The following is a 13,550-nucleotide window of genomic DNA, read 5'->3' on the forward strand; positions in this document are numbered from 1 at the left end:
GGAGAAAATTGTATTGAAAAATACACGCAAGTGTGAGGACTGTAGACAAAATTCTTACTTCCCCCTCTTCCCCCTCTTCCCCCTCTTCCCCCTCTTCCCCCTCTTCCCCCTCTTCCCCCTCTTCCCCACCTTCCTACAAGGGTTTCAGGAGTTCCTTATAAGGGATAGGTGTTTTAACCGGGGAATGAAAACAAGGGAGTCGTTTAGACTAGACAACTTTAGTTGTGCTGTGCTATTTTTTTTAACAAAAAGTAAGCAGAACGCTAGGCATTAGCCTTCGCCGACTGTGTAGGGGCACCGCGGAAATTGTCCCCAAAGAATATATCTTTGGTCAGCTAAGAATAGACGAAGCAACAAGGATTTATCGGTGTTGCGTAGTATCAACTTAGAATCCCCTCGGCTTCAGCCAGGGGAGTAGTCAACCAACGCCATATCTGCCAATAAAATAGAAGTTCTATATCATCAGAAAATTTCTTGGGGTTGGCCTTAATTAATTTCTGGACACGGAGAACTCCATCAGGATTAAGGTCTGGATGTTCTGGGTTTACCATAGCAATGACTTGATTTATGAATTTGCTACGGTTAAAAAATTGATGATGAAGTGGTACTTTCAAAAGTCGCAGTAAACCACGTCCCAATTTTACTTTGGCAACGGAAGACTGAAGTTTGTAGGCTGTATTAAAAAAATCATACCAGGGGGAAAATGCTTGAGGAGGTACTAATTTTCCCCCAGAAACAAATGGAACTGTGAGTAGTTCAGGAAAATGATTCTGGAATATTTGAAGATATAACCGATAGTTACCTTTTACTTCAAATGGAAGGGAGGCAACTATATTACAAAAATCTTTACTAAGTCCAGGTGTGAAATTAGGTAATACATTGGTATAAACTTGGAGAGGATTAGGCGCAATTCTGTGACGTATTCGATTACGCATGATAAATTCGGCTACACCATAGGTATTGTTTTCATAGAGGGATTTTTCATTTTCTAGAGTATCAATAAAATTATCGTATATATTTTGAGCCAGTCTTAGGGGAAAAATACGTTTAATGGCAAGCCATTTTGAGGACTCAGGAGGTTTGATCCAATTGTTTAGATATTCACTGAAACCACCTAATGGTTGACTACTTTTTAAGTTTGTTCCAAAATAACATCCCTCCCACACAGCACCCATACTAGGCTCCAAATGTTGCAATACCTGAGAAATAAATAAAAACAAACTGGGTGTCGCCACCTCATTCATCACCAGATAATCCAAATAAGCCTGAGATGAGAAAAAATCTGGGTCAGAAGACATCCTTTTTACCGACACCCCTACCTTCTTAGCCACCCACTCCCCATAAATACCATCAGCGCCAAAAAATTCATCCTCATGGGTCAGAATAACTGCCTGAGCATCAATACCCATTTTATAAAGCAAGGCCAACAATAACCTAGAATCAAATCCACCACTTAATAATATTGTTCCTGGTTGGTGATAAGCCAGATAACCTTTGATATTCTGTTCCAATAGCTCAATTATCTGTCCCGTATCTACATCGGCCAAACTTTTTTCAGGTTGAGGTTCGGGCCAATGCCAATAATGCTTTTCTTCCAGGCGATCGCTACGATGGTCATAAATCAAAATCGCACCGGGAGGTACACGCTTAACTTGATCAAGAGTAGTATCATTGCCCAAGGTATGACCAAAGGTTACAAAAGCACCCCAAGCACCAGGGTTCATTTCTAAATCTATTAATCCACTAGCAGCGATCGCTTTAATTTCACTGGCCACCAACAATTTGCCGGATACCCTGGCCATATACAGAGGCTGCATCCCCAGAATATCGGTAACGATCGCTAATTTATTTGCTTTTTGGTCCCAATATAAAGCTGCAAAAGCTCCATCAAATTCTGTTAATGCTTCAGCAGCGGTCAGATAATCTAATTCGACAATTTGATTTAATTTTTGTTCTAAATTCCCATTAGTAAAAATAGGTATTCCGGCAATAATTAACTGATTATTAGTAGTACCTGTTCGGTGTAGAGAGATATTACCAGTAGTTCCTGTAGCGGTGGTAATTTTTGCTAAAAAACCACCAGAAATTTTGAATATTTCTGACTTGTTTAACTGCGCTCTAATTTGAGCATTAGTCATTGATGTTATTGTCTGTTGCTGACAATTCTCTCCAAATATTCCTGCTAGTTTCATTGTTCAAATTTCCACTAAACTACGAGTATAAAGAAGCTTACCTTGGGGTGTTCTGGGTACTTCTTCTACTTGATGCCATTTTATCTCACATTTTTCACCCATAGCCTGTTTAATTTTATCGCAAATTTCTGCCATTTCATCCTCCACAGGTTGACCGATAGGCACATAATAAATATCTATTTTTTCAAATTCTGTTTGTAATACTTGAAATTCATCTATCCAATTTCTGAAATAAAATTGACGAGTAAAATATCCCCCATCTACTAGGGTTCCTTCTCTGGTAAGAAAATGGTCTTTGACTCTACCAGTAATTTTTTCTAAAGTCGGTAATTTACTACCACAATTACAAGGTTTACCTAAAATTCCTGTATCACCAATTTCATAACGAATTAAAGGCATAGAATAATTATGTAAAGTTGTGATTAAAATTCTGCCTTCTTCTCCAGGCTGTACGGGTTTATTATTTTTATCCACAACTTCTAAGTAATTATTAAAATTAAAAATGTGGATTTTTCCTTTTGCACATTCACCAGCGATCGCTCCTACTTCTCTAGAACCATAAAAGTCGTAAATTTTGCAGTTAAAAACATCTTCTATTAGTTCTCGCATGAATTGTCGTAAAGTTTCAGCAGAAGTATATATTTTTTTTGGGCTGTGAATTGATAAATTATTTTCTTTAACAAATTTGGCTAACTGATATAGAGAACCTGCATAAGATTTAATTAATTTTGGTTTTTTATGATTAATTACCTCTACATATCTATGCAAATCCTTATTTGTCATTTTGAAAGAATTTAAGAAGGTTTTCTGAGGCTGAATTATACTTAATAACTTTTGTCTATTTGTCAAATTCTTTTTCTTAGTTTGCTGCTGAATGTCTGTTTGAGAACCCCACAAAATAACTTGAGAAGTAGCCACTGGTTCAATATCTAAAAATTGGCGATAAAAAAATAATTCTGTAGCCTCTCGCCATTCTTCATATTCAGCATCTTGAATTACTTGTAATGGTTTTCCTGTGGAACCACCAGAACTATTAAAATAATAACCACGACTTGCCAAATCATCTGACTTGAGATTGTCAAAATTTTCCCGAATAATTGATTTAGTTAAAATCGGCAATTCAGAAAAGTTAGAACTATTGTAGCTGTGACTAGAGATTAAATTTTTGTAGTAGGGAATATGTGCTGTGGCATATTCTAGTAATGCAGATAAATAACTATTTGTTCTTGCTGGAGAATCATTAATTATTTGCTCATACAAAACCTCCCTTAAACCTAGCTTTTTAGAGGTTAATTTTCTATAAATTTTGCGTGCCGAAACATAGACTTGACTAGGAATATCCATCATAAAAAAAGAATATTTAAAAAACAGAAAAATTTCCGCAAAATATAGTGTTTCTCAAGTCAGAGATTGAATGTATTAGTCGAAGGAAAGGTTAAGACAGATCGACAGCTTAAAACTCAGACAACGTAAGATTTTTCCTTCTTCCTTCTTCCTTCTTTCTTCTTCCTTCTGCTATATAGCCTAAGTTAAGCCTAAAAATTCGAGATATTGTTGAGCAACATTTTCTACTTTAAATTGTTCCAGCCAAGCTGAATCGACTTGCCGAGAATTACCTGATAATATATCTAAAATTTCCTTTGCTATAGCCTCATAATCTCCCACTGGTACAAGGGAACCATATTTACCACCATCGAGAATTTCTTCAGGGCCACAAAGACAATTCGTAGAAATTACAGGAGTTCCTAAAGCTAATGCTTCTATCAATACATTTGGTAAGCCTTCCCAGAGAGAAGATAGTACAAATACTGCTGCTTTTTTGAGGTAGGGATAAGGGTTATCAGCAAATCCTGGTAAAGCTACATCATTTTCTATATCTAATTCCTTAATTAAGGCTTGAAGTTGTACTTTTTCACGCCCCTTACCCAAAATCATCAAGCGACATGGCTTTGTCTGACGCACTTTAGCAAAAGCTTTGATTAGAGTTGAAAAGTTTTTTTGTGGATCTAATCTCCCGACCCCAAGCACTACAGGTGGTTGTCCTAGCTGAAACCAAGGATGGTCTAAAGTTTGTTGCGATTTTTCAAATATGTCAGGAGTAATAGTGGGGTTGTAAATAACTTTGATGCGCTTTGGAGAAATACCAGTAATATTAGCTAAATCTTGAGCTACGCCGTTAGAATTTGCGAGAATGCCATCTGCCAGAGGGTATAAAAGTTTTGTACTAATAGTTGACCACTTCTCGCTACTGGGTTCATTTCCAGCGTGCATTGATAAAGCATTACGTTCTGAAACTATTACTCGCGTATTTACAAAGGCCAAAAGCTTTGCCAAAATAGCTATTTCATTAGGATAATGCAAAAAGGAAAGCAAAACTTTTGGGCGTTCCTGCCGTAGATAACGCACTAACTTGGGAAGACCTGCTAAAGTTTTCTTAGTCTTAAGGTCAATAATTCTAACTTCTGGTGGTACTTCTAATAAATATGGTCCTTCTGCCATATTCATCACTAAATCTACTTTTACCCCTTGTTGAATAAAAGCTGGCATTAAATTTACGAGTACACGCTCTGCACCACCACCATATAAGAAGCGGATATGTATAGCTAGATGGGTTTGAGTTGTGGACATACTTTAGCCTCTACTGCTGAGAGAACGATTTGTATTTTTTCATCATAACTTGCTTGCTTCCTGTCACCATTTTTTTTAAATAATAAAAAGGACTAAGCAAACTTCCCCATAAAAATTCAAATTTGAATGCTGCAATTAAGTTTTTTTTCACCTGAAACCTGTTCTTAATTAAAAGTAATAAAATTCGTTTAATATTTCCTAGTATAGTCTTCAGAAAAATCAAGGGTTTCTGCCAATTTTTAGCATTAATCATTAGTAGTTGAAAAGTTGCTAAACCTATACCTTTTGCTAAAGGAATTAGATATTCTTTTTCTAAGCGGTGCTTGGGAATTTTATGGTGAATACACATAGTTGGATTGTACCAAATTTTCCACCCTCCTTTATGTAAATAGAGTAAAGCCTCATAGTCTTCACCCGCAACGATTGAATTTCCAACTCTTCCCACCAAAGCTAACCGAGTAGGAACATTTTCAGACCATGCTTGCTTTCTAACTACTAATCCAGCACCAGGAGGAAGCCTTAATTTTTCTGGTTCAAATAAGCAGGTTTCAGAACCATGTTTTCTAATAGCTAAAAAAGCTTGAATCGTATCAAATTTTTCTGGAGGATCGGCTTCAAAATAGCCCATTATTTTACCACTATATGCACCTGCTGTTTGATGTTCTTGACCAAATTTAACAGCTTCAATCACCCAATCTGGTTCTGGTAAGTTATCATCGTCAAGAAAACCGATAAAATTACCATTAGCTTCTTCAATTGCTTTTTGTCTAGCAAATGCTAACCCTTGTTCTGCTTCAAAACAATATCTCAGTGGTATGTGATCTGGCCACTCATGTTGAAAACTATTAACAACTTGAGTAAGATTATCACTGCTATTATTGTCAACTACAATTACTTCCCAAGAAATATTCTCTGTATTAATTTGCGAACGTAGTTTCTCTAATACTATGGGTAATCTAGTAGCTCCATTATAGGTTGGTATCGCAACGGTGAAGTCTAACATTATTTTTCACTATGATATTTTTCTGTACAACCAAAATTAAAAACTCTATATAGTGTTTTCAAATGAGATGTAAATATAGATTGAGTTTTTTTCTAATAAAAAAACGCTGTTTTAAGTCCATTATATTCTTGTTTTTATTACTATTTAATGCTGTTTTACCCTCTTTAATATTCCCTATTCCCTTTTGCATAGCACTTGGTTTCCACATCCCATTCAGAAACGCTATATAATAGAGTAGTTTCATTCAATCAAAGTAAGCTGGCTCAAGTTTGAAAATCAAATGTTTCAAGATAACGTTTCTCCTGTCAATCTAATTTATATCCTGAGTTCTGGTCATAGTGGCAGTACCTTAACCGATCTGCTTCTAGGATCTCATAGTTGTGTTGAAAGTGTCGGGGAAATCTTCAAACTTTCTAGTTATCTTTCTGATAGTTCTAATATTCCTAATAAAAATAGGATTTGTACTTGTGGTACTTTAATCGACCATTGTCAGTATTGGCAGAGTGTAAAAACAAAACTAAGTCCATCAGTTATTAAAAAAATTAATGTTTTTGGAGATAACTTTACTAAACACAATTATCAGCTAATTAAAACAATCCTTGATATATCAGGAAAATCTATTTTTGTGGATAGTTCTAAAAGTATTCCTAGACTTGAAAATTTTCTTAGGTCTAACTTATTTGTAATTCAGATTATTCACTTAATTAGGGATGGTCGTGCAGTAGGTTTTAGTTCTAAGTCTAAATATCAAAGAATATTGTCTGAATTAGAAGAGGTTAATCAAAACCTATTCCTAAGAATCAAGTATAAACTTCTCGACCGAAAGTACAAAAAGTACAATTTTTATAGCACTATTCGAGATTGGAGTTATTTTAATCTTAAATGCCACAAGAAATTTGGTCATTTGCCAAATTATCATCTTTTAAGATATGAAGATTTGGTAAGTTCTCCTGAAAATACTATTAACGAAATCTTGCAAAAATGGAATCTAATTTTTGAACCAAGTCAGTTAGAATTTTATAAATTTAAGCATCATAACATCTCAGGAAATCGTATGCGAATGAAGCCAAACCAAACGATTAAGCAAGATATTAAATATCTTGAAAAACTGTCTTTTTGGGAATGGTGGATAGGTACAGTACTAGCAAAAAATGAATTAGAATATTTTGGTTATTCCCTCAAGCGCTATTAACAATCAAAGACAATTTTTCATAACTTTAGACTAATGCAAATAATACAAGGGTATTATATCGAATCCGGTAGCATTTGTATAATTAGGGTTTGCGCTTCACTAGTCTTTTAGTAGGAGGAGACAGGAGACAGGAGACAGGAGAAATGGCTTGGGAGCGAGGAGGTAGGAGTAAGAATTGTAAGAATGATTTTTCTGACCACAATCCGCTCCTAAATTGAACCATTACCACTTAAAACCTCGCACTTTTTGATACTCAAAAAGGCACTTACCTTTATCTATAAAGACTTTTAGATTTAATCAGCAAGCCCTAATTAGATAGTTAATTAGGAGTCACGAGTCAGGAGGTATTAGAGAATTTAGAAAGATTTGCGCTTTGGCCCTCAGATGAAACATTTTTTTATACCGAACCCGAGCAAATTTGATATTACCTAGTTTTTTTTCTTCTTGTTTTGAAAAATGGTATAATAGCTATACATTACAAAGTTTTAAATTGAGTGATTTATGGCTATTAACAAGTCACTAATAGAAGATCCTTTTTTGCTTGTGTACGATTCTAGATCCGGTTCCACTTTCCTATCAAATTTACTCGTTAAGTCTGCACCGATTGCTATAGCACCAGAAAGTGATTTTATCAGCGCTATTATTCAGAATTACCGTCAGAAAATAATTACAGATAAACAAGATTTAGAAAACATTTTAGAAATTACATTTAGCGATCAAAAATTTAGTGATTGGAATCTGGATTGTGATGAAATATATAAGTATATTCAGCTTAATTCTCCCACATCAATACGCGATTTTATTTTACTAATTTGTACCTTATATAAGGAGAAAAAATTTCCAGATTCCAAAGTATTTGGTATCAAAAAATCAACTTATTTAAAACTACATCGAACAATAAATAAACTCTTTCCCCAGTCTAAGTTTATTAGTATTGTTAGGGATGGTAGAGCTGTTTTTAACTCCAAAAAAAATAGTATTTACTCTGTAACTGGTAAACCTTTTGAAACCAACCCCTACTCAGCGGCATTAGAATGGTCGAAAATTCTCAAATTAATTCGAGAAGTCGATCAGAATTATCCTGGACGGATGGCTATTGTCCAATATGAGCAGATGATTCAGGAACCAGAAGCAACTGTAAAAACCTTATGTCAATTTCTAGGAATCAAAAGTTCTGAAACTAATAATCAATATTCTATTCCTGATCGCTATGGCAAAGATTTACATAAAAATATCCATAAAGAACCTTTGGTTGATCGTATTGAGGCATGGCAGCAGGATTTATCAGATAGAGAAATTTTGGCTTTTGAAGTAGTTTCTCATCAAGATTTACTTCTGGAAAGCTATGAGCTGCTCCATTCCAGAGTAGTTGTTACTATGTTAGGTTTGTTCTGGAAAATATTTCTATATGTAAAAGTTTGTCTCAAAGAGTTTTTAATTTGGACAGGCATTAAGCAATATTAATCATATTATACAACTTGGAGAAATTAATATGACTACCCTCGAGTCACTCATTTACATTTCTACAGGGAATTTACCCTCCTTGTGGGCACATACAGTACAGACAGCAAAAATGTCTCAAGCTTTTTCTCAAAAAATTAAGCATTTTGAACTGGTGACCAGTGGAGATATCTGTTCGGCTTTCAGAGGAATGGATAAAGATTTTAAAGCCTGGTATAGCTTGGAAAGACCTTATAATCTAGTCCGTCTGCCTATGCACATTCAAGTAAATTATCCTTTTTCTAAATCTTATAGAAACTACTCATATTTTAGACTTGCAGCTCTATATGCTTGTTGGAAGTTTCCCTCCTTGATTTATACTCGTAGCCCAGAGATTGTAGGCTTAATGACAAAATTTGGGATTCCTGTAATGTGGGAATGGCATGAACCAATACAGCCTAATTCTCCATTAGTACCACTCCTGACCTCTAACTATTTAATCGGCTTTGTCACCTTGTCACCCTATTTAATGGACTCTTTACTCCAGTCTAAAATAAATCCGAATAAAGTGTTTATTAGCCCTAGTGCTGCAGATATTAGCACTTTTTTACCTGCTCAAAGTAAGACAGCAGCTCGCCAGAAACTAGGCTTACCACAAGATGCAAAAATTGTTGTGTATTCTGGACATTTATACGATTATAAAGGAATTCCTACTATCCTAGAAATAGCTCAACTTTTACCCGAATGCCAGTTTCTTTTGGTGGGTGGCTGGCAAAAAGATGTTGAGAGAGTGCGTTTGTCTTGTCAACAGAGACATTTAACAAATATTCAATTAACAGGTCATGTCGCCCAATCTGAACTTGCAACATATTTATATGCCTCTGATATTTTTTTATTACCCACAAGTCAAACTTGGGCACTAGCTCAAACCACATCACCACTGAAGTTATTTGATTATATGGCCACAAACCGGCCAATTATTGCATCAGCTCTCCCAACGATTATGCAAACAGTAGAAGATCGAGAAACCGCACTTCTAGTTAAATCAGATGAACCCAAAGCCTGGAAAGAAGCGATCGCTCAATTGTTAAAAGATCGAACCTTGAGTAAACGTCTTGCTAAGAAGGCTTTTCAAAAGGTTCAAACTTTGACTTGGGACAGACGTGCCGATCAAATTTTAAAGTTTGCAACACATCAGTTACAAGGGATTGACTCGCAAAATTTACAACCTAGAATTAATCTGATTCGTCATACAATTAAGCTTGTATACGGGAAACTAACTACTAAGTTCAAAGTAAATCCTTAAATCTCTGGTATCATTGGCTCTCAAAGACACATACCATCTACCAGAGGTGTCAAGTTTAACTGTGATTGTAGTTGGTACAGAGCTTTCTGGTAGTTGCCTACTCCATCTAATAGGTAACGGTGATAAACATTTAGCGATCTGAGACTTGACCATCTTTCCACCCACTTAAATGCAGACTTTGTAAATTCAGAACTACCACCATTACGCTTTCTCTTAAAGTTGGGATATTTGGCACGTCCACTAAAAAAATTAGTAAAAGCTGTCTGTAGATGTCTGAGACCTTGCTGTAATGGTACACTGCTTACTTCAGTTAGGAAATCCAAATCATCTTGTTTTTTCCACAAGGTAAGCATAGTTGAGGTTTGTTTATAGCTCACTCTTTGCTTTTGTTCATACCAAGCTTGAGTTCTAGCAGCTAAAGCCTTGTTGTAGATTAGTCGTACACAGCCCAAAGTTCTCCGCAACAGATTTTCCTGTTCTGGAGTTGGGTAAAACCTAAATTTGTACGCTTTTTCAACCATCTACAACTTACTAAAAAATTTTTCTACTTTAACATATTGTGTGTGAAACCAGGAAAAGTTGACTCTGCTAATTCTTTACTTACTTGGCAATGACTAATACATCAATCCACCCGCTTGATGAAATCTGACTGAAACCGATTTGCCAACTTAGGATGCAAGAGGTTGTGAGGATATTGGTCGTGAATTGTCCAGATAACTTTTGTTCCTCTAGCTCTAACCCAGTCTATAGCAAGGAGCATATAAAGCCCGCAAACCTGCTACCACTAGGTTTGGATGACGGAGGATAGTTTCTGTAGGCCAGTGAAGGTGAAAAATATCATAGTATTGGTGTAGCAATTTGGTGACATACTCCCACACGCTCGCTGGCGGGCATTGTGTGGGCTTCTCGTTTCGCAGTCCTGCCATTGCATCGGACAAGCGCGTGCTTTAAGGACGTCTGGGCCTTGCCGACCTATTTTTGATATTTATCGCTGCATTTCCGTTTGTCATGCTACGCAAACAAGTCGCGGTCTATTACAATACCGCAGTGTGGGCAACAATGAGTTCGTATGTTTAATTCTTTATAATAATACAAGATAATAATACAAGTTTTTCAACTAGAGCGAAAGCTTCTGGTAGGATATTTGCAAATTTAATGGGCATCGAACCCATTCAATTGGCAGCCGATTCAGCTAAAAGAAAACTCTGTAACTGTTAGCCCTTGCTGCACCACCTGATAATATAACAGCCAGTTATAGGGTTTTTTATACTTAGTTTTAAACCCTGGCCAAGCAATAATTTTCATCAAAATTACCGACAATCAATCCCACCGAAACTTACTTGAGATTTTCCTACTGAAGTATAGTCTGTTTCAACTTTATTCAAATAGCCATTCTTCCACAAATAGAAAGGACTTTTCAAGCTATTGATATATAATTCCAATTCACAAGCTGCTACTACATCTGTTCGTAACTTTAGATTATATTTAAGTAAATGGCGGATAATTTTCCGAGTATCATTTGCCATATAAGCTAACAAAACCAATGGTTTTAACCATGGTTTTACATTTAACATTCGAGTTACATAGCGACTCAAACCAATACCACGGAAAAATTTAATTAGATAATCTTTTTGTGTTCGATATTGAGGAATTTTGTGAATTACTTCCATTGCAGGATTATACCAAATTTCCCAGCCTGCTTTTTGAATATAACTAATAGTTTCCGTATCTTCACCAGTCAACATTGAACCTGGTATTCTACCACTTAATATGCATTGTTCTGGAACACTTTCTAACCATGCTTCCCGACGAACTACTAATCCAGCGGAAGGAGGTATAACCTTAATTGCTGGTTGATATAATAATGGTTGCTCTCCTCTTTCAGTGATGGCAAAAAATGATTTAATTCGGTCAAAATTAGGTGGTAGTTCTCCGGCAAAATCTCCATGAATTTGACTAGCATAAGCTCCTGCTTTTGGATATTTTTGAGCAAATTCATAAGCTGCTGCCACCCAATTATGTGCAGGAATATTATCATCATCCAAGAAACCAATTAAAGGAGAATTTGCTAATTCTACTGCTTTTTTTCGGGCGAATCCTGCACCTTTTTTTGCTTCATAACAGTATCTTAATGTGATTTTTCGAGGCCAGTATTTTTGATATTCTCTAACAACTTTTTTCGTATTATCTGTGCTGTTATTGTCCACAACAATAATTTCCCAAGATAATCCTTCTACTCCAATTTGAGAACGTAGCTTGTTTAGAACTAATGGTAATCGTTCAGCTCCGTTATAAGTAGGAATTGCGATAGTAAAGTTAGTCATAATAATTTACTTTTTTTTCACCCTAGCTATATAAAATATACTCAATATTTTTGTCATTAGCCAACAGTATTTTTCCGTAACTTACTAATGTATTACCAAATTTTCCAGGAAAAAATAAGGATTTAGAGGTTGTTTATACAAATAAAGTAAACCAGTAAAAATTTCAGAGGCGTATAAGATAATAGACAAAGAAAAACTTCCCAAAACTATCCAGAAATTATATTTAGGGCTGCATCGCGAAAGTAAATTTTGATAGACTTGTATAGAAGCCATTTGGTATCTTTTGAAGAAAAGTTTAAAATTTCTGAGTAGTATCTTTGAACGTGGTATGTGCTTTTAGCGACTAGAGTCAGGAGAACCGAGTCATAACTCAAGAGATTCATTTAAACAATTAGGGAAAAAGGTAGATAAAGATGGGTAGTTCTCCTTGCGTAATGGTACAAAAGAACAAGGGATGCTTGGAATGGAAGCAAGATGGTCTAACTGCCATACGTCACAAAAATAATGACAATGCACGACTAATAAAAATACACCACCACTGAAAAATGCTCCGATCTAACCGACTCCCTATATTTTTATAGATCTCAAATGGGTTCTATAAACTTAATACTCTTGAAAGCTTTTTGCCAAGATCCAAAAATTGGAAATCCTGAGCAGTAATTACTCTTTAATTTTTTAGTTGACAAACAAACAATCATATAAATCCTATTTGAAAATTTTATGCTCAGACTCCTTAAATTCATAGGCTTAAACAAAGCTATTAAATTCAAGAATACAGCTCGATTAAAAAGAATCCGGAAAAAATCAGAAAAAAATAAATAAATAGCCCTATTCTACAGTTAATGAGAAGAGGGCTAAATAAGAGGAGTATAAAGAAAAATATATCAGCACTTATTCAAGTTAATGCCAGCGGCCTTAGCCATAGCTTGTATACCTTTGTTTTCTAAAGTTTTAATTGCTTTAGTCGATAGTCGTAGTTTGACCCAACGATTACCTTGAGGCCACCAAACTCTCTTCCATTGGAGATTTGCTTGCTGTAACTTGTGGGTGCGGATATGAGAGTGGGAAACTGCATAGCCATTATTAGCTTTCTTTCCAGTCAATTGACATTTACGACCCATGATTTGTCTACCTAGATTTTTTTTACCGAAAAATTGGGTTTAAAGCCTCGCCCTTGTAGGGCGATTTTTTATTTTAGCATACAAGTGAATTGAATATATGCTACGGTGTTATTAGTTGCCGGGGGGCACTCGGAAACTCGTGCGCGGATGTGGAGGGAAGCGTAACCCACCCCCATCCCCTCCCTGGAGGGGAGCAAGAGGGGTGGGTTCAGCACCCTGTGTTAGCGGATCTATGCCGAGCGCAAAGCGTCAACCTGCCGAGGAGCTACGGCTCAGTAGGAATCCCCGCGCCTAACAGCCGGGGAGGATGTCAAAACCTATTTATCTAATGTTGGCAGAAGACC

11 protein-coding genes and 1 pseudogene are annotated in these 13,550 nt (G+C 36.0%); 4 read left to right on the forward strand and 8 right to left on the reverse strand.

From position 1 onward, the window contains the following. The coding region (locus tag F6K15_RS15140) for a hypothetical protein (RefSeq protein WP_293062032.1) at positions 1 to 274 on the forward strand (274 nt) is incomplete at its 5' end. Between the two features lie 106 nt (positions 275 to 380). Here the strand turns inward: F6K15_RS15140 and F6K15_RS15145 are convergent. From F6K15_RS15145 to hpsE (F6K15_RS15160), 4 genes are all read right to left on the reverse strand, one after another. After that, positions 381 to 2,192, reverse strand: a complete 1,812-nt coding sequence (locus tag F6K15_RS15145; RefSeq protein WP_293062034.1) for a hypothetical protein — start codon at positions 2,190 to 2,192, stop codon at positions 381 to 383. 3 nt (positions 2,193 to 2,195) lie between these two features. After that, on the reverse strand, positions 2,196 to 3,539 hold the full coding sequence (locus tag F6K15_RS15150) for a phenylacetate--CoA ligase family protein (RefSeq protein WP_293062035.1): 1,344 nt from the start codon (positions 3,537 to 3,539) through the stop codon (positions 2,196 to 2,198). 177 nt (positions 3,540 to 3,716) lie between these two features. After that, positions 3,717 to 4,820, reverse strand: coding sequence for a glycosyltransferase (locus tag F6K15_RS15155; RefSeq protein WP_293062037.1), 1,104 nt, complete (start codon positions 4,818 to 4,820; stop codon positions 3,717 to 3,719). 10 nt (positions 4,821 to 4,830) lie between these two features. Further along, positions 4,831 to 5,823 carry a hormogonium polysaccharide biosynthesis glycosyltransferase HpsE gene (gene hpsE, locus F6K15_RS15160; protein ID WP_363268015.1) on the reverse strand — a complete coding sequence of 331 codons (993 nt, stop codon included), beginning with the start codon at positions 5,821 to 5,823 and terminating at the stop codon, positions 4,831 to 4,833. Between the two features lie 280 nt (positions 5,824 to 6,103). Here hpsE (F6K15_RS15160) and F6K15_RS15165 point away from each other — a divergent pair, with 280 nt between their 5' ends. The 3 genes from F6K15_RS15165 to F6K15_RS38365 all read left to right on the forward strand — a co-directional run bounded on the left by F6K15_RS15165 (position 6,104) and on the right by F6K15_RS38365 (position 9,761). Then, a complete protein-coding gene (locus F6K15_RS15165; protein ID WP_293062038.1) occupies positions 6,104 to 7,015 on the forward strand; it encodes a sulfotransferase in 912 nt (303 codons plus the stop codon). Between the two features lie 501 nt (positions 7,016 to 7,516). Further along, the gene (locus F6K15_RS15170) at positions 7,517 to 8,479 is read left to right on the forward strand and encodes a sulfotransferase (protein WP_293062040.1); all 963 of its coding nucleotides are present in this window, start codon (positions 7,517 to 7,519) and stop codon (positions 8,477 to 8,479) included. Between the two features lie 28 nt (positions 8,480 to 8,507). Continuing rightward, positions 8,508 to 9,761 (forward strand): glycosyltransferase, encoded by a 1,254-nt coding sequence (locus F6K15_RS38365; RefSeq protein WP_363268017.1) that lies wholly within the window; start codon positions 8,508 to 8,510, stop codon positions 9,759 to 9,761. A 9-nt stretch (positions 9,762 to 9,770) separates the two neighbouring features. Here the strand turns inward: F6K15_RS38365 and F6K15_RS15180 are convergent. From F6K15_RS15180 to rpmB, 4 genes and pseudogenes are all read right to left on the reverse strand, one after another. Then, positions 9,771 to 10,282 (reverse strand): annotated as a pseudogene (locus F6K15_RS15180) (RNA-guided endonuclease InsQ/TnpB family protein); the annotation flags it as partial. A gap of 101 nt (positions 10,283 to 10,383) precedes the next feature. Continuing rightward, positions 10,384 to 10,521, reverse strand: a complete 138-nt coding sequence (locus tag F6K15_RS15185; protein ID WP_293062041.1) for a hypothetical protein — start codon at positions 10,519 to 10,521, stop codon at positions 10,384 to 10,386. Positions 10,522 to 11,071: 550 nt separating this feature from the next. Next, positions 11,072 to 12,085: a hormogonium polysaccharide biosynthesis glycosyltransferase HpsE gene (hpsE, locus tag F6K15_RS15190; protein ID WP_293062043.1), complete on the reverse strand. Its 1,014-nt coding sequence runs from the start codon at positions 12,083 to 12,085 to the stop codon at positions 11,072 to 11,074. 884 nt (positions 12,086 to 12,969) lie between these two features. Then, positions 12,970 to 13,206 carry a 50S ribosomal protein L28 gene (gene rpmB, locus F6K15_RS15195; RefSeq protein WP_124144621.1) on the reverse strand — a complete coding sequence of 79 codons (237 nt, stop codon included), beginning with the start codon at positions 13,204 to 13,206 and terminating at the stop codon, positions 12,970 to 12,972. Positions 13,207 to 13,550: the final 344 nt, after the last annotated feature.

The sequence above is a fragment of the Okeania sp. SIO2B3 genome (assembly GCF_010672525.1).
GTDB lineage: Bacteria > Cyanobacteriota > Cyanobacteriia > Cyanobacteriales > Microcoleaceae > Okeania.

What these genes read in the sequence shown, in the direction of transcription:
- F6K15_RS15145 (WP_293062034.1), bottom strand. Translation starts at nt 2,192, where the DNA reads ATGAAACTAGCAGGAATATTTGGAGAGAATTGTCAGCAACAGACAATA.
- F6K15_RS15150 (WP_293062035.1), bottom strand. Translation starts at nt 3,539, where the DNA reads ATGATGGATATTCCTAGTCAAGTCTATGTTTCGGCACGCAAAATTTAT.
- F6K15_RS15155 (WP_293062037.1), bottom strand. Translation starts at nt 4,820, where the DNA reads ATGTCCACAACTCAAACCCATCTAGCTATACATATCCGCTTCTTATAT.
- hpsE (WP_363268015.1), bottom strand. Translation starts at nt 5,823, where the DNA reads ATGTTAGACTTCACCGTTGCGATACCAACCTATAATGGAGCTACTAGA.
- F6K15_RS15165 (WP_293062038.1), top strand. Translation starts at nt 6,104, where the DNA reads ATGTTTCAAGATAACGTTTCTCCTGTCAATCTAATTTATATCCTGAGT.
- F6K15_RS15170 (WP_293062040.1), top strand. Translation starts at nt 7,517, where the DNA reads ATGGCTATTAACAAGTCACTAATAGAAGATCCTTTTTTGCTTGTGTAC.
- F6K15_RS38365 (WP_363268017.1), top strand. Translation starts at nt 8,508, where the DNA reads ATGACTACCCTCGAGTCACTCATTTACATTTCTACAGGGAATTTACCC.
- F6K15_RS15185 (WP_293062041.1), bottom strand. Translation starts at nt 10,521, where the DNA reads ATGCTCCTTGCTATAGACTGGGTTAGAGCTAGAGGAACAAAAGTTATC.
- hpsE (WP_293062043.1), bottom strand. Translation starts at nt 12,085, where the DNA reads ATGACTAACTTTACTATCGCAATTCCTACTTATAACGGAGCTGAACGA.
- rpmB (WP_124144621.1), bottom strand. Translation starts at nt 13,206, where the DNA reads ATGGGTCGTAAATGTCAATTGACTGGAAAGAAAGCTAATAATGGCTAT.